This window comes from Pseudomonas sp. LFS074 (assembly GCF_047978165.1).
Classification (GTDB): domain Bacteria; phylum Pseudomonadota; class Gammaproteobacteria; order Pseudomonadales; family Pseudomonadaceae; genus Aquipseudomonas; species Aquipseudomonas putida_P.
In genome coordinates, this window is the sequence record NZ_JBFPFV010000001.1 from 966,265 (window position 1) to 987,851 (window position 21,587).

Here is a 21,587-nt window from a genome sequence, read left to right on the forward strand (position 1 = left end):
GGCCAACCGATCAAGAACAAGGAGCCGATCCACCATGCGCCGATTTCCTGGCCACCCCGTCCTCAGCCCGCTAGCCCTGGCCTTGCGCCTGTCCTGCGCCGGGCTGGTCTTCTCCGTTGCGGCCTTGCCGGCCGTGGCCGAGGAGGCCGCCCGCCGTAGCTTCGATGTGCCTGCCGGCAACCTGGCCGAGGCCCTTGGCAGCTATGCCCAGCAAGCCGCCGTGTCGCTGGCCTTCACCCCCGAAGCGCTGGCCGGTTTGCAAAGCAGTGGCCTGCATGGCCTGTATTCGGTGGACAGCGGTTTTGCCGTGCTGCTGGCTGGCAGCGGCTACCGGGTGGCACGCAGCGACAACGGCTACCGGCTGGTGGCAGAGCCGCTGGTGGCCGTGAGTGGTGACGCGCTGGAACTGGGCGTGACCACCGTGGCCGGGCAGGGCATGGGCGAGAGTACCGAGAACACCGGCTCGTATGCGCCAGGCTTGATCAGCGTCGGCTCCAAGAGCCCCACCAGCCTGCGCCAGACGCCGCAATCGGTGTCGACGGTGACCCGCCAACTGATCGAAGACCAGCAACTGACCGACATCAACCAGGCGATGAAAGTAACGCCGGGCATCGTCACCCAGAGCACCACCTTCCGTACCCAGGACTTCCTTTCACGCGGCTTCAGCATCCAGAACCTGCAGATCGACGGCGCTGCGCCGCAGGCGTTGGGCACCGCCATGGGCTCGTTCTACTCGTCGAACATCTTCGAGTTGGCCGAGTTCGACCACATCGAAGTGCTGCGAGGTACCGCTGCACTGTATGGCGGCTCGGGTGACCCGGGCGGCATCATCAACATGGTGCGCAAGCGGCCCACCGCCTACAACCAGCTCAAGCTGACCCTGTCGGCCGGCAGTTGGGACAACTATCGCCAGGAGTTCGACCTGTCCGGCCCGCTGGGCTGGGATGGCCGCCTACGTGGGCGCTTGGTGATGTCCAATACCGACCGACAGTACTTCACCGACAACCGCGCCACCGAGCGGCCGCTGGTGTATGGCGTGCTTGAGGCGGACGTTACCGACGACACCATGCTTACCTTCGGCGCCCGTTACAACAAGTCCCACGAAACCGGCAGCAACAGCGCGGTGCCGCGCTATAGCAACGGTGCTGATCTGAACCTGCCGCGGCACACTGGCCTGACCAAGAACTGGGCCTACCTGGATGCCACCGCGCGCGAGTACTTCGCCAAGGTAGACCACCGCTTCAACGACGATTGGAAGCTCAATCTCAGTTACACCAACACTTGGGACCTCGGGCTGTTCAAGACCGCCACCACCCTGAACGCGGTGGACCCGGTGACCAATACCGGCGCGACCTGGTACGGCACGTCGACCCGCCAGGAGAACGAGCAGCACCTGTACGACGCTAACGTGTCCGGGCACTTCCAGGCCTTTGGCCTGGACCACGAAGTGGTTTTCGGGGCCGACTACCAGAAGATCGACAGCCGTTGGCTGGGCACCGCCCCCTACGCTGCATCGGGCTCGCCGGCCAACGTGTTCGACCCCGACAGCTCGGCGTTCGACGACCCTGGCAACGGGCGTGACTACAAGCGTGACTACAGCCCCAATTCGCAACGCCAGTATGGTTTGTATGGCAGCCTGCGCCTGCAGCTGGCCGAGCCGCTGCACCTGATCGTCGGGGCGCGTGCCCAGCGCTTCCACTTCTGGCAGACCTACACCAATGCCTTGACCACTAATGTGTCCAGGACCAGCCCCGAGCAGCGCATTGGCACCAAGGTCACGCCGTTCGGTGGCCTGGTGTACGACCTGGACGATCAATGGTCGGCCTATGCCAGCTATTCGGAGATCTACCGGCCGCAGTCCAGCAAGATCAGCGGCCCCGCCGAAACCGGTACGGCGCTTGAGCCTATGACCGGAAAAACCTACGAGACCGGCCTAAAGGGCGAGTTGTTCAATGGTGCGCTCAATGCCAGCGTGGCGCTGTACTACACCACCCGCGAAAACGAAGCGGTCCAGGACCCGAACTTCCCGGCGAGTTTCGCCGGCTTCTCCGGTAGCTGCTGCTATGTGCCCAACGGCAAGGTCGTGAGCAAGGGCATCGACATGGAGCTGTCCGGCGAGCTGTTGCCTGACTGGATGCTGGTGGGTGGCTACACCTTCAACCTCAACCGTAACCGCAGCTCCGACGCCCCGCTGAGCACGGTAATGCCCAAGCACCTGTTCAAGCTGTACACCACTTACCGCCTACCGGGCATCTTCAGCGACTTCAAAGTGGGTGGAGGTGTGCAGGTGCAAAGCGCTACCTACGCCACTGGTGAAGTCAACCGCTACGACAGCAGCGGCAAGCTGGTGCAACAGAATGTGCCCTTCGATTTCGACCAGAGCGGCTACGCCATCTGGAACGCCTTGGTCGAATACCGTGTCGACGACCATTGGAACGTCACGCTCAACGGCAACAACCTGTTCGACAAGAAGTACTACGAAACCGTGGGTACCTCGACCTACGGCAACTACTATGGCGAGCCACGCAACTTCATGGTGACCCTGCGCGGCACTTATTGAAGGTTTGGAAGCGGGGCAGGGCCTGAGTTAAGGTCGTAGCCTGTCCCGCTTCCCCAGGTATGTCCCTTGCCCGTTTTCTACTTGAGCATCAGCCTGCTGCTGTATCTGCTCGCCCTGTTTTTCGATGGCGCGCTGCTGAGCGGCGAGCGCCACATGCCGGCCTTGCAGATGCTGCTGTACGGGCCATGGGGCATGCCCTTCGGTTTGTACCAATGGTTCGCCAACCCGCTGCTGGCCCTGGCGGTTCTTGCCCACCGACGGTTCCGCAGGCTGGCCTTGCTGGCAGGGCTGGCTGCTGTCTACCTGGCCGCCAGTAGTTTCGGAATTGACCGCTTGCCGGACAACCAGAGCTACGCGTTTCATGAGCGGGTCGGCTTTGGCGCCGGTTTCTACCTGTGGCTGGCGGCAATGGGGGTGTTCTGCCTGGGCCAGGCCTGGCATTGCTGGAAGGCGCGCAGCGCCGACGACATGCCGGGCTGGAATTGGCTCGATGTGGCGTTGATTGCGGCGCTGGCCGTTGCGCTCTACTGGGCAACGCAGATACCGTCGCTGCGCTTCGAGCCGGGCAAGGTGTTGATGCCGCCAGAACAGCCGCAGTCACTTTGATTCCCACAAGGAGGGTTAGCATGATCAAGCATTACCTGGCAGGCCTGGCACTGGCCTGCGTGCTGCCGCTGGCCGTGGCAGAAGATTATACGGCGGCCTACGGGCAATGCATGGACAAGGCTTCCAGCACGGTGGCCATGAGCGCGTGCATCAACGCTGAAACGCAAGTACAGGACCAGCGCCTGAACCGGGTGTACAAGCAATTGATGGGCAAGCTGGAGGCCGGGCAGCAGAAGAACCTGCGGGAGGTACAACGCAAGTGGATGGCCTACCGCGATGGCAATTGCCAGTTCCATGTGCAGGCCAGTGGCGGGACCCTGGCGCAGCTCGAAGGCGGTACCTGCGTGATGAGCATGACCCGCGACCGGGCTGCGGAGCTGGAACGGGTGCTCAGCCCGGGGCAATGAGGTGGCCTGCACCGGCCTCTTCGCGGGTAAACCCGCTCCCACAGGTAGGGTGCAGTTCTCAAGTGCAGCGCGGTCCCTGTGGGAGCGGGTTTACCCGCGAAGCAGGCGACGCGGTTGATGAGTTCGGCTCTACCGGTGTTAATGGTGAGGTTGTCGCCGCGCCCGTGCCTTCAGGTACTCGCGCACTTCCACTGCATCCCCGGCAAACTCGATGCGCTCGGCCTTCGCCGCACGCTGGTAGGCATACATCGGGTCGTAGTACTCGTTCAGCAAACCTTCGATCCAGCCCCGGTGCAGGTCCACTGCACCGCTGCGCTGCTGTTCTTCCAAGGCCAGGCGCAGGATCTCCGACAGCCGCTGATAACGTTCGCCACCCAAGCGCTTGTAGATGTTGGCCATGCTTTGCAGCATGCGCTCGGCGAACAAGCGGCGGCCATCTTCCTCGCCATGCACGGCGATAAACTCGGCACTTAGGTTGACCACGTAGTCGCGCAAGATGCGCTCAACGCGGTTGGCAAAGCTGTCCTCAAGCCACACCAGCGGGTATTGCTGCATGCCTTGGTACAACTCCAGCGGCACAGTGCAACTGCCGACGATGCGGCCTTCATCTTCCAGCACGAACTGCTCGCAGCCGCGGGCGCGTTTTTTCAGTACATCGATGGCCAGCTGGTTTTCGAAATCGATCTGCGCCGGCTGCGCAGTGGCGCGCTTGCCGAAGCTGGAACCGCGATGGTTGGCGTGGCCTTCCAAGTCGAGCACGTTGTCCAACTGGTGCAATACATCGGTCTTGCCGGTACCCGTCAGGCCGCCCAGCAATACGAAATCGCATTGCGCCACTGCCTGTTGGGTGGTCTCCAGCAAGAAGGTGCGCATGGCCTTGTAGCCACCTTTGACACGGGGGTACTGAATGCCCGCCTCATCGCGTAGCCAACCTTGCACGATCTGCGATCGCAGGCCACCACGGAAACAGTACAGGTAACCTTGCGGGTTGGCCTGGGTGAACGCCACCCAGGCGTCCATGCGTGCCTGTTTGGTGGTGCCGCTGACCAGCTGGTGGCCAAGGGCGATGGCGGCGGCCTGGCCCTGCTGTTTGTAGCAGGTGCCGACCTTTTGCCGCTCCTGGTCGTTCATCAGCGGCAGGTTGACGACACCGGGGAAGGCGCCCTTGGCGAATTCGACGGGGGCACGCATGTCCATCATCGGCACGTCGTCGAGGAATAGCTGACGGAAGTCGGTGCAGTCGGGGCGCATCAGATCACCTCGACCGCGTGGCTCTGTCGCTCGACCAGCTTGCCGATCGGCGACAACTGCAGGCCCAGTTCGGCGGCCACGGCAAGGAACTCGGCTTCGCCCTTCGGGGTAACGGCCACCAACAGGCCACCGCTGGTTTGCGGGTCGCACAGCAGGTGCTTCTGCTCGTCGCTGAGGGCGCCGATCTTGTGCCCGTAACTGTCGTAATTGCGCAGGGTTCCGCCGGGGATGCAGCCTTCGGCCAGGTAGTGCTCGACGCTGGGTAGACGCGGCACGGCGGTGTAGTCCAGGTGTGCGGTGAGGCCACTGCCTTCGGCCAGTTCCACCAGGTGGCCGAGCAGGCCGAAACCGGTGACGTCGGTCATGGCCTTGACCCCGTCGAGCTTGCCGAAGCGGCTGCCGGGGGTGTTGAGGGTGCACATCCAGTCGCGGGCCAGGCCCTGGTCCTGCGCGCGCAGCTTGGCCTTTTTCTCGGCGGTGGTGAGGATGCCGATGCCCAGCGGTTTGGTCAGGTACAGCTGGCAGCCGGCGCTGGCGGTGTCGTTGCGCTTGAGATGGCGCTTGCTGACCACACCGGTGACGGCCAGGCCGAAGATGGGCTCAGGGGCGTCGATGGAGTGGCCGCCGGCCAGCGGGATACCGGCTTCGGCACATACCGCTCGGCCGCCGCGGATCACTTCGCGCGCCACTTCCGGTGGCAGCACGTTGACCGGCCAGCCAAGGATGGCGATGGCCATCAACGGGTCGCCGCCCATGGCGTAGATGTCGCTGATGGCGTTGGTGGCGGCGATGCGGCCGAAGTCGTACGGGTCATCGACGATCGGCATGAAGAAGTCGGTGGTCGAGACCACGCCGCGCTCGTCGTCCAGCGCGTACACGGCCGCGTCGTCGCGCGAGGCGTTGCCAACCCACAGGTTCGGGTCCAGGGCCTGGGCACCGCTTTCGGCGAGGATCACGTCCAGCACCTTGGGGGAGATCTTGCAGCCACAGCCGGCACCGTGGCTGTACTGGGTCAGGCGAATCGGCTCGCTCATACGTACCTCAGCAGGTCAAATTGTTGCGCGATTGTAGCAAAGCTGGCCTTTGGGCCTTTGCCTCTTATAATTCCCACTGTCGGCGGACTTGTCGGCGGATTTGTTGGCATCGTCCCGTTATTGAACCGGAGAACACCCATGCTCAAACGCCCCCTGGCGCTCGCCGCCGGCCTTGTGTTGTCTTGCTGCGCCGTTGTCGTTCAGGCCGCTGAAACCTTGCGGGTCAGCGCCATCCCCGACGAAGCACCGACCGAACTGCAGCGCAAGTTCAAGCCCTTGGGCGAATACCTGGCCAAGCAGTTGGGCATGGACGTGAAGTTCGTACCGGTGGCCGATTACCCGGCGGTGGTCGAGTCGCTGGCCGCGGACCGCCTCGACCTGGCCTGGCTGGGCGGCTTCACGTTCGTCCAGGTGCACTTGAAGGACCCAACCGCCACACCGCTGGTGCAGCGTGAACAGGACGCGCAGTTCACCTCCAAGTTCATCACTGCCAACCCCGACGTGAAAAGCCTGGCGGACCTTAAGGGCAAGTCGTTTGCTTTTGGTTCCATTTCGTCCACGTCGGGCAGCCTGATGCCGCGTTACTTCATGCTCAAGCAAGACAACATCAAGCCTGAAGAGTACTTCAGCCGCGTTGCCTATTCCGGCGCCCATGACGCCACCGTGGCCTGGGTACAGGCTGGCAAGGTCGATGGTGGCGTGCTCAACGCCAGTGTGTGGCAGAAGCTGGTGGATGCAGGCAAGGTCGATACCAGCAAGGTGAAAGTGTTCGCCACCACCCCGACCTACTTCGACTACAACTGGACCGTGCGCGGCAACATGGACCCGGCGTTGAAAGAGAAGATCAAGCAAGCCTTCCTTGGCCTTGACCCGGCCAACCCGGAGCACAAGGCGATCCTCGACCTGCAGGCCGCCAGCCGCTTCATCGAAACCAAGCCTGAGAACTACGTGGGCACCGAACAAGCCGCACGCGAGGCCGGCCTGCTCAAGTGACCGCTTCGAACGTGGCAATCCATCTGCACGCTGCCAGCCTGCGCCATGGCCAGGTACGTGCGCTTGAAACGATCAGCCTGCGCATCGGGCAGGGTGAACGCATCGCCATCATCGGGCCGTCGGGGGCGGGCAAGTCCAGCTTGCTGCATGTGATGGCCACGGCCATCCAGCCCAGCGGCGGGCGCCTGGAACTGCTCGGTGAGCAGCCTTGGGCGTTGTCGGCAAGGGCTCGTCAGCGCCTGCGCGCGCGGGTTGGCCTGGTGCATCAGGCGCCGCCTTTGCCGCCGCGTCAGCGGGTGGTGACAGCGGTGTTGGCTGGCCGCCTGGGGCAGTGGGGTGTGCTGCGCGGTTTGCTTAACCTGCTATACCCCAGCGATGTGCCGGGTGCGCGCCAGGTGTTGGCCGAGCTGGGCCTGGCCGACAAGCTGTTCGTGCAGTGTGGGCAATTGTCGGGTGGCCAGTTGCAACGGGTGGGCATTGCCCGCGCGTTGTATCAGCGGCCGCAGGTGTTGTTGACCGACGAGCCGGTGTCGGCCATGGACCCGGTGCTGGCCGATCACAGCCTGGCCTTGCTCAATCGCCATGCCCAGGCTAACGGCGTGACCCTGGTGGCAAGCCTGCATGCCGTCGAGTTGGCGCTGGCGCATTTCCCGCGGGTGATCGGTATTCGTGAAGGTCAGGTGGTATTCGACTGCCCGGCCCAAGCGGTTACCGAGCACATGCTCGATGCACTGTACGCCAACGAACAACTGGCTTCGCCACCAACCCAGGGGCCTACCCTGACCGTGCAGATCCCGAGATGTTGAGGGCCGACGCCCGCGACCCGGCATCGTTGCCACGGTTGCTGCTGGCCTTGCTGGCCGTGGCGGTGCTATGGCCGGGTATCCAGTTGAGCGAACTGAACCCTTGGGTGCTGTTGCAGGCGGACAACCGTCAGCAGATCGCCAGTTTCACTAGCGCCTTCTGGCCGCCGGCACATGATGCTGATTTTATCGCGCTGTTGTATGAAGCCACGCTGCAGACCCTGGCCGTGGCCACCGCTGGCATGGCGTTGGCGTTGCTGCTTGCAGTCCCGACAGGGCTGCTGGCCAGCCGCGCCTTGTCGTTGCGCGCCGCCTCTCGTGGAGGTCGCGCTGGGTTGTGGTCGCGGCTGCTGCGCCTGCCGGTGCGCGGGTTGTTGATTTTCCTGCGTAGCGTGCCGGAAATTGTCTGGGCGCTGTTGTTCGTACGGGCCGTGGGGCTGGGGCCGACGGCGGGTGTTCTGGCGATCGCCATCACCTATAGCGGCATGCTCGGCAAGGTTTACGCCGAGATTTTCGAATCGGTGGACCAGCGTCCGGCCCACGCGTTGTTGCAGGCGGGCAGTGGCCGGCTGGCGGCGTTTCTATACGGCATCCTGCCCAATGCCGCTTCCGAAGTTGTGTCGTACACCGTGTACCGCTGGGAATGCGCGGTGCGGGCTTCGGTGGTGATGGGCTTTGTCGGCGCTGGCGGCCTGGGGCAGCAGATCGACCTGTCGATGCGCATGTTCGCGGGTGCGGAGGTAGCCAGCATGCTGCTGACGTTCCTGCTGTTGGTGATTCTGGCCGACCTGCTGAGCCGCCTGTTGCGCTGGAGGCTGGCATGAACCGGGTGATCAACCTGTTGCTGCTGGCTGCAATCGTGGCGTCGGTGGTGGCTTCGTTCACTTACCTGGAGCTGGACCTGCAAGCCCTGGTCGGCAACGGCGGGCTGGGGCAGATGGGCGAATACGCCGGGCGTTTTCTGCACCCGGACCTGTCTGCCGGGCACCTGAAGGCAGTATGGCGTGGGGCGCTGGAGACACTGGCCATGTCTGGCCTGGGCACCTTGTTGGCGATGGTATTGGGGATGTTGCTGGCGCTGCCGGCGGCTGGCCGCTTCGGTTGGCCGTTGCAGGGCGCCGCGCGGTTGCTGCTGAATGCTCTGCGCGCCATTCCAGAGCTGGTGTGGGCCGCGCTGACGGTATTGGCGGCCGGCCTTGGGCCCAATGCCGGTACCCTGGCTTTGGCGCTGCACACCGCTGGTGTGCTGGGGCGCTTGTTTGCCGAGGCCTTGGAAAATGCGCCGCCGGAGCCTGCGGCGGCGATCCGCCTGCAGGGCGGTAGCCAGGTGGCGGCGTTCTGCTTTGGTACCTTGCCCAACCTGTGGCCGCAGTTGCTGGCCTACAGCTTGTACCGCTGGGAAAACAACATCCGCATGGCCAGCGTGCTGGGGTTTGTCGGTGCCGGTGGGTTGGGGCAGATGTTGTACACCACCTTGAGCCTTTTCCAGGAGGCCCAGGCCAGTACGGTGATTATCGGGATGCTGGTGCTGGTGTTGCTGGTGGACGCGTTGAGCGATGTGCTGCGCCAGCGTTACGTGCGGGCCTGACCAATAACCGGGCCCTAAGCCAGCTCCCCATGCTGCGCCTCCCGCTGCATCGACTCCAGGTTGCGCTCGATCGTTTCGCAAATGGTGTCCATCTGAATCTGGTGCTCACTGAACCTGAACGGGCTCTGCAAATCAGTCCCGATCCGCTCGATAGCCAGCAGCATGAAGCCAACTACCGTCGACGCCAGGGGGGTGAACCAGCCCAGCGACTCCACGAGCCCTACCGGCACGATCAAGCAGAACAGGGTGATGAAAAGCCGTGGGAAATACACATAGGGGTAGGGCAGCGGTGTGTTGGCAATCCGCTCCATGCCGCCCTGGGCATTGGACAGGTCCACCAGGGTCGATTCCAGCCGGGCCAGGCGGATGCTGTCCAGCCGCCCGGCCTGGTATTCACGCGCCAGCAAGGCCGCCGAGCCGCCGAGGATGTCGTTGGCGAAGTTGTTCGAGCGGTTGCGCCGTTCGAACTCCCCTGGCGGTATGAAGGCCATCAGTTCGTCCGGGCATTTTTCGCCCTTCAAGTGCGCCGCCAGGCAGTTCACATAAGCGATATGCCGGCGCAGCAGGGTAGCTTTGACCGGGTTCGGGCCTTCATCCGGGTCATCGATCAGGGTCAATGTCTGCCGGGCGAAGCTGCGCGAACCGTTCACCAACGCCCCCCACAGCGTGCGGGCTTCCCACCAGCGGTTGTAGGCGCTGCTGTTGCGAAAGCTCACCAGCACCACCAGCGCTGAACCCAGCAAGGTCAACGGGATCAGCGGCAGGGTGAACTTGCTGTTGAAGAACAGCATGAAATCGATGGTGACCAGCACATCCCAGATCAACAGCCAGAACAGCGACCAGCCGATGTAGCCGATGGTCTTCACGACCAGGCGGTACTTGCGAGTGATGATGTCTTTCACGCGGAGGGCCTCGAAACGCAGGGGATGCAGGATCGGACGTCGAGGCGGGGGCATGGTTCGGTGCTGTTCGTCGAGGTGTGTGAGCAAACGTATCTTACTAGCTGAATATTTGTTTCATCTGCACCAATGCCACCCGTGTGCCGTCCCACGCTTGCCGCTGCTCGATGCCGCACGGCACAAAGCCCAGTTGTGGATAAAGCAGCAAGCCCGCTGTGTTGTGGTTGAAGCAGGACACCCACAGTTCTTGGGCTGCGAATTGCTCCCGAGCCAGATCGACCATGGCGGTCACCAAGTAGCGTGCTACACCGTGGCCACGGGCGCCAGGTGCCACTACCACGTTGCCCAATGCACATACGCCGCCATGTTCGGCTTTGTAGAAGTTGGCAAAGGCCAGAATTGCGCCGTTGCCTTCCACCACTGTGGAGCCGCTGCGTTGGGCGACGGCGTCGCTCAACTGTGCGGGAGTGAGTGGGTAGGTGGCTTTGGGGAACATGTAGAACAGTTCGTCCGGGCTCTGCGGGAAGCCGCAGATGACAGGGATGTCCTCAGGCCGGACAGGGCGGTGGGTCAGATGCATGGCAGGTCCTTCGTGCGCTGGCGGGTAGGCCCTATTGGCGGGCAAGCCCACGAACAGGTCATCAGCCTTGCATCATAAGCCGCTTTGCATCGGCATATTCAACTCAAGGTTTGGCCGCCACCGCCACGTAGCCTTTGACCGAAGCCGGTGCCTGGGGCTTGGCCTTGTGCGCCAGCAGGTACTGATAGCGCCGCCATTCCTTGTCGATTTCGTTGAACGACATGAATACGCTGATGCGCGCCTTGCCGGCCAGGTCTGGGCGCTTGCCGGCGTCGATCTCGCGGGTGGGAATGATGGCGACGTTGATGCCCACCACCTTGCCATCATCGGCGAACACCGGCCCGCCCGACATGCCCTTGGTGATCGGGCCGTCATGCACCGAGTAGAAGACGCTGCCCGGTGTACCTTCCAGCCGAACCAACGACGGCAGGGCATGGCCCTTGCCCTGCATCGGCATCATCAAACTGTTGAAACCTACCGCCGTCACCGCTTCCCCCGGCACGTACTGCCGCCACAGCGGCACGCTGCTGGCCTTGTGCTTGAAGAACACCACATCGCCGAGGCCCTCGTGGACCACGTTGCGCAGGAAGGGGGTGTGTTTGGCGGTTACTGCGTAATCCTCGTTCCACTGGATGGCGCTGGCCATCAGCAACATCGGCAGTGGGGCACCGGAGGTGACCACGAAAGCCTGGTTGTAGACAGGATCTGAAACGTACGACGTTGGCACTCCATTGCACCCACTGAGCAGCATCATTGCCGCCATGCAGGGCGCGATTGTTTTCATGAGACACACGGGGGTGGAGAAATGGGAGCGCAACTATGGCTAAGTGCTATTACTCTAACAATACTTTCGGCATATATCCGATGAATGACAGCTTAAGAGCTAATCCTGTGTGCGACCAATAGATTGCAGGTATGGCTGCAAGCCCTGAAGTCATTGGTGCGGCGTCAAATCCTGATGGCGCTGCGGCCGCTGTGAAGGCGCATTCAATGAATAATTGATCTGATAATCGTTATCATTTAAGGTGCTGTCCTCGCCCGGAGGGATACCCGTGATGAACGACGATCTGAGTCAGGTCTATGTCGAGCACAATGGATGGCTCAAGCAATGGCTCTACCGCCGGTTGGGCTGCTCGGCGCAAGCTGCCGACCTGGCACAAGATACCTTCCTGCGTATTCTTCAGGCCCAGCAGAAGGCCGGCGCCAAGCTGAGCCTGCAGCGCCCCCGCGCCTACCTGGCAACGGTGAGCCGGCGGTTGGTCTACGACCATTTCCGCCGTCAGTCACTGGAACGCGCCTACCTGGAGATGCTCGAGCAACTTCCCGAGCTGTTCGCGCTGTCCGCCGAAGAGCAGTGGTCCATGCGCGAAACCCTGCAGCAACTGGACGCACTGCTCGACACCTTCAAACCGGTGGTGCGCTCGGTGTTCCTGCTGGTGCAGTTGGAGGGCTTGACCTACATCGAGGTGGCACGCCGCCTGGGCATTGGCGAGCGCACGGTCAAGCGGCACATGGCCAACGCCCTGCAAGCCTGCATCCTGTTCGAAGAAGACTTCTGATGCCCAACCAACAGCCTCGAATCACTGCGCAAGTGGCTCGGCAAGCAGCCAATTGGCACATGCTGATGCTCGAAGACGCCGTCAGCCCGGCCCAGCGTGCTGCCTGCAACCGCTGGCGTTCGGCTGCGCCCGAGCATGAGCGGGCCTGGCAGAAAGCGTTGCGGGTGCAAGCGCAGCTGGGCCTGCTGCCGCCACAACTGGCCATGGGCACCTTGAACCGCGAGCGCCGCCAGGTGATGAAACAGTTGTTGGCGTTGGCCATCGTCGCGCCACTTGGCTATGTGGGTTATCGCCAGCTTGCACCGCAGAACGCTTATGCAACCGACGTGGGCCAGCACAAACAGCTGACGCTGGCCGACGGCACATTGCTCGACCTCAATACCGATACTGCGGTGGATGTGAATTTCGATGCGCATCAGCGCCTGATCAGTCTGCGTCGTGGTGAGATCCTGATAGACAGCGGGCGCGACAGCAGCAGCCCTCAGCATCGGCCACTTAGGGTTGCCAGCGAGCAGGGGTTGCTGGAGGCCTTGGGTACGCGCTTCCTGGTCCGCCAGCGCGAGGGGGCGACCCAACTGACCGTATTTCAAGGGGCGGTGCTTGTCACGCCCAGCCATGGCCCACGGCAAACCCTCGACGCCGGCCAGCAAGTCACTTTCGATGCAGCAGGGCAGGGGGCCGTGACCCCTGCGCGGGAACAAGACAGCCAATGGATTCGTGGGCAACTGCTGGTCGACGAGATGCCGCTGCGCGAGTTCCTCGGTGAGCTGGGGCGTTATCGGCCAGGTTGGCTGCGCTGCCAATCCGATGTGGCGCAACTACTGATCAGCGGCGCTTTCCAGCTGGAAAACACCGACGCCATCCTGGCTGCGCTGCCCGCCACGTTGCCGGTTCAGGTGGATTACCGCACCCGCTACTGGGTTACCGTGAACAAACGTTAATGAGAATTGGCCCGATCTTGAAACTCATCAGTCCTTACCTGTGAAACTGCCACACATAAAGGGACAATTTCTCAATGATTCGCTCTTCTTCAGCGGTCGTCATGACCGATCGCAGCATGGGCAACGCTCGCGTGCCTGGTTATCGACGTGCGCTCGCCCTGAGTGCGCTGGCCATCGCCTTGCTGGGTGCTGGCGTGCACGCCCAGGCCGCATCCGTCCAGGCGCCACAAGCCTATAGCATCGCTTCTGGCAGCCTGGCCCAGGTGCTTGCCCGCTTCGCCAGTGAGGGAGGGTTTACCCTGCAATATACCTCGGAGCTGACCCGTGGCCTTTCTAGCCCTGGGTTGCAGGGGCAATACGGTATCGAGGAAGGTTTCCAGCATTTGTTGGCGGGCACCGGCCTGCAAGCCGTGCGTCGCGGCAATAACGTCTATGGCCTGCAGCCCTTGCCGCTGAGCGCGGCTTCTGGTGGCGAGGCGCTTAACCTGGAGCCGCTGAATATCAACGGTATCCAGGACAATGCAACCACCGAGGGCTCGGGCAGCTATACCGCCAATGCCGTCACCATCGGCAAAGGCACCCACCGCCTCAAGGATGTTCCGCAGTCGGTCAGCGTGGTCACGCGCAAGGCCATGGACGACCAGCGCCTGGACACGCTGGATGAAGTGCTGGAAAAGACCACTGGCATCACCACCCTGCAGAGCCCATCGGGCGGCAAGTACATCTACTCCCGTGGTTTCGAGGTGGAAACCATTCAGTACGACGGCGTGCCGCTCGATCGCCGCTACTATGCAATCGGCAGCAGCTTCACCTCCGACACCTTGCTGTACGACCGTGTCGAAATCTTGCGCGGCGCCAACGGGCTGCTGCAGGGCAGCGGCAACCCTGGTGCGGCCATCAACCTGGTGCGCAAGCGGCCGAAAGCCGAGCCTTCGTTGTCGGTAACCGCCAGCGCCGGTTCGTGGGACACCTACCGGCAGACCATCGACGGCAGTGCCCCGCTCAACGCCGACGGCTCGCTACGCGGCCGCCTGGTGGCAGGCCATGAAGACCAGAACTACTTCTACGACACTGCCGAGAGCCGCAAGAACGTACTCTACGGCATCCTTGAATACGACCTCAGCGACCGCACCACGGTAGCGGCGGGCGCCAGCGTGGAAGACCTGCACTCAACGCCGTTCTTCAGCGGCCTGCCGCGCAACAAGGATGGCAGTGCGGTCAACGTCAGCCGGTCCACCTACACCGGTGCCGACTGGAACAAGTGGGATAACAAACAGACCACCTACTTCGCCGATGTTACCCACGATTTCAACGAAGACTGGCGCCTGAAAGCTTCTGGCAGCTACATGCGCGAAACCAACTACATCCTCTACAGCTTTGGCCGCGGCGCTGTAGACCCGGCTACCGGTAACGGCATGCGTTCGCGTGCCTACCTGTACGACTTCGAAAACATCAACAAGGGCGGCGACATCAACCTGACCGGCAAGTGGCGTGCATTTGGCCGCGAGCACGAAGTGGTGGTGGGGGCCAATGCCAGCGATCTGCAGACTGACGACCTGCAAGGCGGCTTCATCAACCTGGGCCCGATGAACATCTACGACCCGGTTTCGCCACAGCGCCCGACCATGGATCAGCTATTGGGTGCCGAAGGGACCAACACCTACCCCGGTACTTCCAAGGCCAATATCCGCCAGAGCGGCATTTACGCGGTGACTCGCTACAAACTCAGCGACCCGCTGACGTTGGTGCTCGGCGGGCGTAGCAGCAACTACAGCTACGACTATGAGCTAAACCGGTTCAACGGTGTGTCGCCAACCCCGGCTCATTCGCGGGAAAGCGGTGAGTTCACCCCCTATGGTGGCCTGATCTATGCGCTGAACGAGCAATGGTCGGCTTATCTGAGCTACGCCGATATCTTCAAGCCGCAGACCGAGCTGAGCGTGGACAACGCGCCGCTGAAACCTATCGTCGGCTCCAATTATGAGATGGGGCTGAAGGGCGAACTGTTCGACGGCCGCGTCAATACCAGCTTCGCGCTGTTCCAGGTCGACCAGGAAAACCGCGCCCAGGCCACTCTGTGCGGCGATAATGGCGGCGAGAATTGCTACGTAGCGGGTGGCAAGGTGCGCACCCAAGGTTTCGATGCCGAAATCAGCGGTGAAGTGCTGGACCGCTTGCAATTGTTCGCTGGCTACACCTACACCCATACCGAGTACCGCAACGACCCAGCCGATGGCGAGTCGGAGGCCGGCGGCACCTTCAACACCTATACGCCCAAGCACCTGTTCCGGTTTTGGGCGGATTACAACTTGCCTGGCGAACTGGACCCGTGGACCGTGGGTGCTGGCGCCAACATCCAGAGCCGCAACTACCACGGCAACTTTGGTGGTACGGACGGGGTAGGGAAGATCGAGCAGGCGGGGTACGCCATCTGGAACGCTCGGGTGGCCTACCAGATCAACAAGAACCTCAGCGTTTCGTTGAACGGCAACAACCTGTTCGACAAGAAGTACTTCTCCAGCGTCGGTTGGCTGTATGCGGCCAACTACTACGGAGATCCGCGTAATTACACCTTGACCCTGCGAGCGGATTTCTAAAGCCAGCCACGATTGAGCTGTGGGAGTGGGCGTGCCCGATCCTACAGGGATTTGCTGAGGCAGCAGTTCAACAAAGTGCAGGCGAAAAAAAACCGACCATAAGGTCGGTTTTTTCCGGATTTTGGTGCCCCGAGGGAGACTCGAACTCCCACTCCTTTCGAAAACGGATTTTGAATCCGCCGCGTCTACCAATTCCGCCATCAGGGCAGTGGCGCGCAGTATAGAGAGCTGCCGCTGGTCGGTCAATCGGCTTTCATGGTCAATTTTCACACATTGGGCTAAACTTCCCGGCCCTGCCGAACCGAACATCATCATGCGCGTCGCCGATTTCTCCTTCGAACTCCCTGATTCCCTGATCGCCCGCCACCCGTTGGCCGAGCGCCATGGCAGCCGTCTGCTGGTGCTCGATGGGCCGACCGGCGCGCTTTCGCACCGGCAATTCCCCGACCTGCTCGACTACCTGCGCCCCGGCGACCTGATGGTGTTCAACAATACCCGGGTGATCCCAGCGCGGTTGTTTGGCCAGAAAGCCTCCGGCGGCAAGCTGGAAGTGCTGGTCGAGCGCGTGCTCGACAGCCACCGGGTGCTGGCCCATGTGCGTGCCAGCAAGGCGCCGAAAGTGGGCGCGGTCATCCTCATCGATGGCGGTGGCGAGGCCGAGATGGTCGCGCGCCACGATACGCTGTTCGAACTGCGCTTCACCGAAGAGGTGCTGCCGCTGCTCGACCGCGTCGGCCACATGCCGCTACCGCCGTACATCGACCGCCCCGACGAGGGCGCCGACCGTGAACGCTACCAGACCGTGTACGCCCAGCGCGCCGGTGCGGTCGCCGCGCCTACCGCAGGCCTGCACTTCGACGAGGCGCTGCTTGAAAAGATCGCCGCCAAGGGCGTCGAGCGAGCCTTCGTCACCTTGCACGTGGGCGCCGGCACCTTCCAGCCGGTGCGGGTCGACAAGATCGAAGACCACCACATGCATAAAGAATGGCTCGAAGTGGGCCAGGATGTGGTCGATGCCATCGAGGCCTGTCGGGCCCGTGGTGGTCGAGTGGTTGCGGTCGGCACCACCAGCGTGCGCTCGCTGGAGAGCGCCGCGCGCGATGGCGTGCTCAAGGCCTTCAGTGGCGATACCGACATCTTCATCTACCCGGGCCGGCCGTTCCATGTGGTCGATGCCCTGGTCACCAACTTCCACCTGCCGGAGTCCACGCTGCTGATGCTGGTCTCGGCCTTCGCCGGCTACCCCGAGACCATGGCCGCCTACGCGGCGGCGGTCGAGCACGGGTACCGCTTCTTCAGTTACGGTGATGCCATGTTCATCACCCGCAATCCGGCGCCACGCGGCCCCGAGGATCAAGCATGAGTCGCACCTGTCGAATGTCCTTCGAACTGCTGGCCACCGACGGCAAGGCCCGTCGTGGTCGCATCACCTTCCCACGCGGTACCGTGGAAACCCCGGCGTTCATGCCGGTGGGCACCTATGGCACGGTCAAGGGCATGCTGCCACGCGATATCGAGGCCATTGGTGCCGAGATGATCCTCGGCAACACCTTCCACCTGTGGCTGCGCCCAGGTACCGAGGTGATCAAGAAGCACAACGGCCTGCACGATTTCATGCAGTGGAAAGGCCCGATCCTCACCGATTCCGGTGGCTTCCAGGTGTTCAGCCTGGGTGCCATGCGCAAGATCAAGGAAGAGGGCGTGACCTTCGCCTCGCCGGTCGATGGCTCGAAGGTGTTCATGGGCCCTGAAGAGTCGATGCAGGTGCAACGTGACCTGGGCTCGGACGTGGTGATGATCTTCGACGAGTGCACCCCGTACCCGGCCGAGCACGATGTGGCGCGCACCTCCATGGAGCTGTCGCTGCGCTGGGCTCAGCGTTCGAAGAACGCTCACGCCGACAACACCGCGGCGTTGTTCGGCATCGTTCAGGGCGGCATGTACCAGGACCTGCGCATGCGCTCGCTCGAAGGCCTGGAAAACATCGGTTTCGATGGCCTGGCCATTGGTGGCCTGTCGGTGGGCGAGCCCAAGCACGAAATGATCAAGGTGCTGGACTACCTGCCGGGCCAGATGCCTGCTGACAAACCTCGTTACCTTATGGGGGTAGGCAAACCGGAAGATCTCGTTGAGGGTGTGCGCCGCGGCGTCGACATGTTCGACTGCGTGATGCCGACGCGTAACGCGCGCAACGGTCATCTGTTCGTCGATACAGGGGTGATCAAGATCCGCAATGCGTTCCATCGCCATGATGAATCGCCGCTGGATCCGACCTGTGACTGCTACACCTGCACCAACTTCTCGCGCGCCTATCTGCATCACCTGGACAAGTGCGGCGAAATGCTGAGCAGCATGCTGAATACCATCCACAACTTGCGCCATTACCAGCGCTTGATGGCCGGTTTACGCGAGGCTATTCAACAGGGTAAATTGGCCGCCTTTGTCGACGCCTTCTACGCCAAGCGCGGGCTTCCTGTTCCGCCCTTGGACTGACTGTCCGCATCCATTATTAGAAAATTACATTAGGAGTGCCCAATGAGCTTCTTCATCCCCGCCGCATACGCGGACGCTGCAGCACCTGCCGCTGGCCCAGCCGGTACCGGCTTCGAGTGGATCTTCCTGGTCGGTTTCCTGGTCATCTTCTACCTGATGATCTGGCGCCCACAGGCCAAGCGCGCCAAAGAGCAGAAGAACCTGCTGAGCAACTTGCAGAAGGGTGACGAAGTTGTCACCAACGGCGGCATCGCCGGCAAGATCGTCAAGGTTTCCGATGACTTCGTGGTACTGGAAGTGTCCGACACCGTCGAGCTGAAGTTCCAGAAGGGCGCGATCGCTGCGACCCTGCCAAAAGGTACGCTCAAGGCTATCTGAGTTACCGGTTTTATTTTCCAGTCGGGGCGCGCAACGCGCCCCGCGTCTTGAACGGGCGGCGTGATGCTGAACAAATACCCTCTGTGGAAATATGCACTGATCGTGCTGGTACTGGTGGTCGGTTTCATTTATTCCGCTCCCAACCTTTACCCGGATGACCCGGCAGTACAGATCAGCGGTGCCAGCTCGGCGCTGCAGGTGAACCAGGCCGACCTCGATCGCGTCAGCAAGGCGCTGGTCGATGCCAAAATCACCGTCAAGGGCGCCAGCCTGGGTGAGAAGGGCAGCGGGCTGATCCGCCTGACCAATCAGGAAGACCAACTGCCAGCCAAAGATGTCGTGCGCAAGGCACTGGGCGATGATTACGTCGTGGCCCTCAACCTGGCTCAGACTACCCCGCAATGGCTGCGCAACCTGGGTGCAAGCCCGATGAAGCTGGGCCTGGACCTGTCCGGTGGTGTGCACTTCCTGCTGGAAGTGGACATGGACAAGGCCATGACTGCCCGCATGAAAGTCTACGAAGGCGAGGTCAAGACCTTGCTGCGCAAAGAGCGCATCCGCTACCGCAGCCTGCCTCAGCAGGATGGCGGCATCATGCTGGGCTTCGCTGACGATGCTACCCGCGAACAGGCACGTGTCCTGATCCGCAAGAATTTCAATGATTTCGACCTGACCACCACCGAGCGCAACGAGCTTGCGGTGCTGCGTCTGGCGCTGACCCAGGCGAAAGTCGCCGAGATCCGCGAATACTCGATCAAGCAGAACCTTACCACCGTGCGCAACCGCGTGAACGAGCTGGGCGTGGCCGAGCCGCTGGTACAGCGCCAGGGCGCCAACCGCATCGTGGTCGAGCTGCCAGGTGTGCAGGACACTGCCGAAGCCAAGCGTATCCTCGGTAAAACCGCCAACCTGGAGTTCCGCTTCGGTGCCGAGCCGGGCGCTTCCAAGGCCACTACCGAAGTGTTCGAGTTCCGTGAAGGCGGCCGTTCCGCCCCGGTCGAGCGCGGCCTGATCATTACCGGTGACCAGGTTACCGACGCCCAGGCCAGCTTTGACGAGCACGGCCGCCCGCAAGTGAACATCCGCCTGGATGGCCACGGTGGCGAGCTGATGAGCCGCGCTACCCGCAGCAACGTCGGTCGCAGCATGGCGGTGATCTTCATCGAGCAGAAGCCGGTCACTCGCTATGTGAAGCAGACCGTCGACGGCGTCGAGAAGGACGTTGCCGTACAAAGCTTCGTGGAAGAGAAGAAAATCATCAGCCTGGCGACCATCCAGTCGCCGCTGGGCAGCCAGTTCCGCATCACCGGCCTGAACGGCCAGGGCGAATCGTCGGAGCTGGCCCTGCTGCTGCGTGCCGGTGGTCTGGCCGCGCCAATGTACTTCGCTGAAGAACGTACCATTGGCCCAAGCCTGGGTGCTGACAACATCACCAAGGGTATCGATGCGTCGCTGTGGGGCATGTTGTTCGTCTCGCTGTTCATCATCGCCATCTACCGCGGCTTCGGCGTGATCGCCACCATCGCCCTGGCGGGCAACATGGTGCTGCTGCTGGCGCTGATGTCGCTGCTGGGTGCCACCCTGACCCTGCCGGGTATCGCCGGTATCGTGTTGACCATGGGTATGGCGGTGGACGCCAACGTGCTGATCTTCTCGCGTATTCGCGAAGAGCTCAAAGCCGGCATGTCGGTGCAGCGCGCCATCCACGAAGGTTTCAACCGCGCCTACACCGCGATCATCGACGCCAACCTGACCAGCCTGCTGGTCGGCGGCATCCTGTTCGCCATGGGGACCGGCCCGGTCAAGGGCTTTGCGGTCACCATGTCTCTCGGGATTTTCACCTCGATGTTCACCGCCGTCATGGTGACCCGTGCAATGGTCAACCTGACCTGCGGCGGGCGTGACATCAAGAAGCTGTGGGTTTGAGGGAGCTGCGATGAAAACCATCAATTTCATGGGCGTACGCAATGTCGCGTTCGCCATTACCGTGCTCCTCACCGTGCTGGCGCTGTTCAGCTGGTGGCAGAAAGGCCTGAACTTCGGCCTGGACTTCACCGGTGGTACGCTGATCGAGCTGACCTACGAGCGCCCGGCCGACCTCAAGGCGGTGCGGGCCGAGCTGGTCGATTCGGGCTTCCACGAGGCGGTGGTGCAGAGCTTTGGCGCTACCACCGACCTGCTGGTGCGTATGCCGGGCGATGACCCACAGCTGGGCAACAAGGTAGCTGCCGCGCTGCAGAAGGCTGGCGGCGACAACCCGGCAACCCTCAAGCGTGTCGAGTTCGTCGGCCCGCAGGTGGGTGAAGAGCTGCGCGACCAGGGTGGCATGGGCATGCTCCTGGCCCTGGGCGGCATCCTTATCTACCTGGCCTTCCGCTTCCAGTGGAAGTTCGCCGTGGGTGCGATCATCTCGCTGATCCATGACGTGGTGGTGACCCTGGGTATCCTGTCGTTCTTCCAGATCACCTTCGACCTGACGGTGCTGGCAGCGGTGCTGGCGATCATCGGCTACTCGTTGAACGACACCATCGTCGTGTTCGACCGTGTGCGTGAGAACTTCCGCGTCATGCGCAAGGCCTCGCTGATCGAGAACATCAACGTTTCCACCACCCAGACCCTGCTGCGTACCATCGCTACCTCGGTTTCGACCTTATTGGCCATTGCCGCGCTGCTGTTCTTTGGTGGTGACAACCTGTTCGGCTTCTCGCTGGCCTTGTTCATCGGCGTCATGGCCGGTACCTACTCGTCGATCTACATCGCCAACGTGGTACTGATCTGGCTGAACCTGAACAGCGAAGACCTCATCCCGCCGACCAAGGCAGAGGGCGTGGACGAGCGTCCATAAGCTTCTGTTCCACGCCGTTTGGCGGCCCGAAAGGCGCGAGTATTGAACTCGCG

Annotated in this window: 20 protein-coding genes and 1 tRNA gene; 15 read left to right on the forward strand and 6 right to left on the reverse strand. The window is 62.3% G+C overall.

Annotation, left to right across the window (positions count from 1 at the left end):
- Positions 1-34: 34 nt before the first annotated feature.
- The 3 genes from ACNQP3_RS04415 to ACNQP3_RS04425 all read left to right on the forward strand — a co-directional run bounded on the left by ACNQP3_RS04415 (position 35) and on the right by ACNQP3_RS04425 (position 3,573).
- Positions 35-2,560 carry a TonB-dependent siderophore receptor gene (locus ACNQP3_RS04415; protein ID WP_060494635.1) on the forward strand — a complete coding sequence of 842 codons (2,526 nt, stop codon included), beginning with the start codon at positions 35-37 and terminating at the stop codon, positions 2,558-2,560.
- Between the two features lie 66 nt (positions 2,561-2,626).
- Positions 2,627-3,166: a hypothetical protein gene (locus ACNQP3_RS04420; RefSeq protein ID WP_012270569.1), complete on the forward strand. Its 540-nt coding sequence runs from the start codon at positions 2,627-2,629 to the stop codon at positions 3,164-3,166.
- Between the two features lie 20 nt (positions 3,167-3,186).
- Entirely contained in the window at positions 3,187-3,573 is a 387-nt protein-coding gene (locus ACNQP3_RS04425; RefSeq protein ID WP_012270570.1) for a lysozyme inhibitor LprI family protein, read from the forward strand.
- Positions 3,574-3,711: 138 nt separating this feature from the next.
- Here ACNQP3_RS04425 and mnmH read toward each other — a convergent pair whose 3' ends face one another.
- Together mnmH and selD are read right to left on the reverse strand one after the other, a co-directional pair.
- Positions 3,712-4,824, reverse strand: a complete 1,113-nt coding sequence (gene mnmH, locus ACNQP3_RS04430) for a tRNA 2-selenouridine(34) synthase MnmH (RefSeq protein ID WP_012270571.1) — start codon at positions 4,822-4,824, stop codon at positions 3,712-3,714.
- Positions 4,824-5,858 (reverse strand): selenide, water dikinase SelD, encoded by a 1,035-nt coding sequence (selD, locus tag ACNQP3_RS04435; RefSeq protein WP_069942238.1) that lies wholly within the window; start codon positions 5,856-5,858, stop codon positions 4,824-4,826. The genes mnmH and selD overlap by 1 nt, the downstream gene beginning before the upstream one ends.
- Before the next feature lie 138 nt (positions 5,859-5,996).
- Between selD and ACNQP3_RS04440 the strand changes: the two genes are divergently transcribed.
- From ACNQP3_RS04440 to phnE, 4 genes are read left to right on the forward strand one after another with little or no spacing between them, the layout of a single operon-like run.
- Positions 5,997-6,851 carry a putative selenate ABC transporter substrate-binding protein gene (locus ACNQP3_RS04440; protein ID WP_012270573.1) on the forward strand — a complete coding sequence of 285 codons (855 nt, stop codon included), beginning with the start codon at positions 5,997-5,999 and terminating at the stop codon, positions 6,849-6,851.
- A complete protein-coding gene (locus ACNQP3_RS04445; protein WP_060494632.1) occupies positions 6,848-7,657 on the forward strand; it encodes a phosphonate ABC transporter ATP-binding protein in 810 nt (269 codons plus the stop codon). The genes ACNQP3_RS04440 and ACNQP3_RS04445 overlap by 4 nt, the downstream gene beginning before the upstream one ends.
- Positions 7,651-8,478 carry a PhnE/PtxC family ABC transporter permease gene (locus tag ACNQP3_RS04450; protein WP_012270575.1) on the forward strand — a complete coding sequence of 276 codons (828 nt, stop codon included), beginning with the start codon at positions 7,651-7,653 and terminating at the stop codon, positions 8,476-8,478. Before ACNQP3_RS04445 ends, ACNQP3_RS04450 begins: the two co-directional genes overlap by 7 nt.
- Complete coding sequence (gene phnE / locus ACNQP3_RS04455; protein ID WP_012270576.1) at positions 8,475-9,242, forward strand: phosphonate ABC transporter, permease protein PhnE; 768 nt, start codon at positions 8,475-8,477, stop codon at positions 9,240-9,242. The genes ACNQP3_RS04450 and phnE overlap by 4 nt, the downstream gene beginning before the upstream one ends.
- Positions 9,243-9,256: 14 nt before the next feature.
- Here the strand turns inward: phnE and ACNQP3_RS04460 are convergent, their stop codons facing one another.
- From ACNQP3_RS04460 to ACNQP3_RS04470, 3 genes are all read right to left on the reverse strand, one after another.
- A complete protein-coding gene (locus ACNQP3_RS04460) occupies positions 9,257-10,144 on the reverse strand; it encodes a bestrophin family protein (RefSeq protein ID WP_012270577.1) in 888 nt (295 codons plus the stop codon).
- A 97-nt stretch (positions 10,145-10,241) separates the two neighbouring features.
- Positions 10,242-10,721 (reverse strand): GNAT family N-acetyltransferase, encoded by a 480-nt coding sequence (locus ACNQP3_RS04465; RefSeq protein ID WP_012270578.1) that lies wholly within the window; start codon positions 10,719-10,721, stop codon positions 10,242-10,244.
- A 103-nt stretch (positions 10,722-10,824) separates the two neighbouring features.
- Entirely contained in the window at positions 10,825-11,472 is a 648-nt protein-coding gene (locus ACNQP3_RS04470; RefSeq protein WP_041166376.1) for a trypsin-like peptidase domain-containing protein, read from the reverse strand.
- 304 nt (positions 11,473-11,776) lie between these two features.
- Between ACNQP3_RS04470 and ACNQP3_RS04475 the strand changes: the two genes are divergently transcribed.
- The 3 genes from ACNQP3_RS04475 to ACNQP3_RS04485 all read left to right on the forward strand — a co-directional run bounded on the left by ACNQP3_RS04475 (position 11,777) and on the right by ACNQP3_RS04485 (position 15,818).
- Positions 11,777-12,280, forward strand: coding sequence for a sigma-70 family RNA polymerase sigma factor (locus ACNQP3_RS04475; protein ID WP_041166377.1), 504 nt, complete (start codon positions 11,777-11,779; stop codon positions 12,278-12,280).
- Positions 12,280-13,221, forward strand: a complete 942-nt coding sequence (locus ACNQP3_RS04480; protein WP_060515059.1) for a FecR domain-containing protein — start codon at positions 12,280-12,282, stop codon at positions 13,219-13,221. Before ACNQP3_RS04475 ends, ACNQP3_RS04480 begins: the two co-directional genes overlap by 1 nt.
- A gap of 101 nt (positions 13,222-13,322) precedes the next feature.
- Entirely contained in the window at positions 13,323-15,818 is a 2,496-nt protein-coding gene (locus tag ACNQP3_RS04485; RefSeq protein WP_264316839.1) for a TonB-dependent siderophore receptor, read from the forward strand.
- A 122-nt stretch (positions 15,819-15,940) separates the two neighbouring features.
- Here ACNQP3_RS04485 and ACNQP3_RS04490 read toward each other — a convergent pair.
- Positions 15,941-16,025, reverse strand: a tRNA-Leu gene (locus ACNQP3_RS04490).
- A gap of 106 nt (positions 16,026-16,131) precedes the next feature.
- On the opposite strand from ACNQP3_RS04490, the gene queA reads away from it, so the two are divergent.
- The 5 genes from queA to secF all read left to right on the forward strand — a co-directional run bounded on the left by queA (position 16,132) and on the right by secF (position 21,534).
- Positions 16,132-17,181 (forward strand): tRNA preQ1(34) S-adenosylmethionine ribosyltransferase-isomerase QueA, encoded by a 1,050-nt coding sequence (gene queA / locus ACNQP3_RS04495; protein WP_012270583.1) that lies wholly within the window; start codon positions 16,132-16,134, stop codon positions 17,179-17,181.
- 14 nt (positions 17,182-17,195) lie between these two features.
- The gene (tgt, locus tag ACNQP3_RS04500; RefSeq protein WP_014589748.1) at positions 17,196-18,311 is read left to right on the forward strand and encodes a tRNA guanosine(34) transglycosylase Tgt; all 1,116 of its coding nucleotides are present in this window, start codon (positions 17,196-17,198) and stop codon (positions 18,309-18,311) included.
- Positions 18,312-18,353: 42 nt separating this feature from the next.
- Positions 18,354-18,689 (forward strand): preprotein translocase subunit YajC, encoded by a 336-nt coding sequence (gene yajC, locus ACNQP3_RS04505; RefSeq protein ID WP_003248556.1) that lies wholly within the window; start codon positions 18,354-18,356, stop codon positions 18,687-18,689.
- Positions 18,690-18,752: 63 nt separating this feature from the next.
- Positions 18,753-20,615, forward strand: a complete 1,863-nt coding sequence (gene secD, locus ACNQP3_RS04510; RefSeq protein ID WP_012270585.1) for a protein translocase subunit SecD — start codon at positions 18,753-18,755, stop codon at positions 20,613-20,615.
- A gap of 10 nt (positions 20,616-20,625) precedes the next feature.
- Entirely contained in the window at positions 20,626-21,534 is a 909-nt protein-coding gene (gene secF, locus ACNQP3_RS04515) for a protein translocase subunit SecF (protein ID WP_012270586.1), read from the forward strand.
- Positions 21,535-21,587: the final 53 nt, after the last annotated feature.

Bases quoted from the DNA above. Each gene is read 5' to 3' on its own strand.
- ACNQP3_RS04450 (WP_012270575.1), top strand. From the start codon at position 7,651: ATGTTGAGGGCCGACGCCCGCGACCCGGCATCGTTGCCACGGTTGCTG.
- ACNQP3_RS04465 (WP_012270578.1), bottom strand. From the start codon at position 10,721: ATGCATCTGACCCACCGCCCTGTCCGGCCTGAGGACATCCCTGTCATC.
- ACNQP3_RS04480 (WP_060515059.1), top strand. From the start codon at position 12,280: ATGCCCAACCAACAGCCTCGAATCACTGCGCAAGTGGCTCGGCAAGCA.
- secF (WP_012270586.1), top strand. From the start codon at position 20,626: ATGAAAACCATCAATTTCATGGGCGTACGCAATGTCGCGTTCGCCATT.
- yajC (WP_003248556.1), top strand. From the start codon at position 18,354: ATGAGCTTCTTCATCCCCGCCGCATACGCGGACGCTGCAGCACCTGCC.
- ACNQP3_RS04415 (WP_060494635.1), top strand. From the start codon at position 35: ATGCGCCGATTTCCTGGCCACCCCGTCCTCAGCCCGCTAGCCCTGGCC.
- phnE (WP_012270576.1), top strand. From the start codon at position 8,475: ATGAACCGGGTGATCAACCTGTTGCTGCTGGCTGCAATCGTGGCGTCG.
- ACNQP3_RS04425 (WP_012270570.1), top strand. From the start codon at position 3,187: ATGATCAAGCATTACCTGGCAGGCCTGGCACTGGCCTGCGTGCTGCCG.
- ACNQP3_RS04440 (WP_012270573.1), top strand. From the start codon at position 5,997: ATGCTCAAACGCCCCCTGGCGCTCGCCGCCGGCCTTGTGTTGTCTTGC.
- selD (WP_069942238.1), bottom strand. From the start codon at position 5,858: ATGAGCGAGCCGATTCGCCTGACCCAGTACAGCCACGGTGCCGGCTGT.
- queA (WP_012270583.1), top strand. From the start codon at position 16,132: ATGCGCGTCGCCGATTTCTCCTTCGAACTCCCTGATTCCCTGATCGCC.
- tgt (WP_014589748.1), top strand. From the start codon at position 17,196: ATGTCCTTCGAACTGCTGGCCACCGACGGCAAGGCCCGTCGTGGTCGC.
- mnmH (WP_012270571.1), bottom strand. From the start codon at position 4,824: ATGCGCCCCGACTGCACCGACTTCCGTCAGCTATTCCTCGACGACGTG.
- ACNQP3_RS04485 (WP_264316839.1), top strand. From the start codon at position 13,323: ATGACCGATCGCAGCATGGGCAACGCTCGCGTGCCTGGTTATCGACGT.
- ACNQP3_RS04475 (WP_041166377.1), top strand. From the start codon at position 11,777: ATGAACGACGATCTGAGTCAGGTCTATGTCGAGCACAATGGATGGCTC.
- ACNQP3_RS04470 (WP_041166376.1), bottom strand. From the start codon at position 11,472: ATGCTGCTCAGTGGGTGCAATGGAGTGCCAACGTCGTACGTTTCAGAT.
- secD (WP_012270585.1), top strand. From the start codon at position 18,753: ATGCTGAACAAATACCCTCTGTGGAAATATGCACTGATCGTGCTGGTA.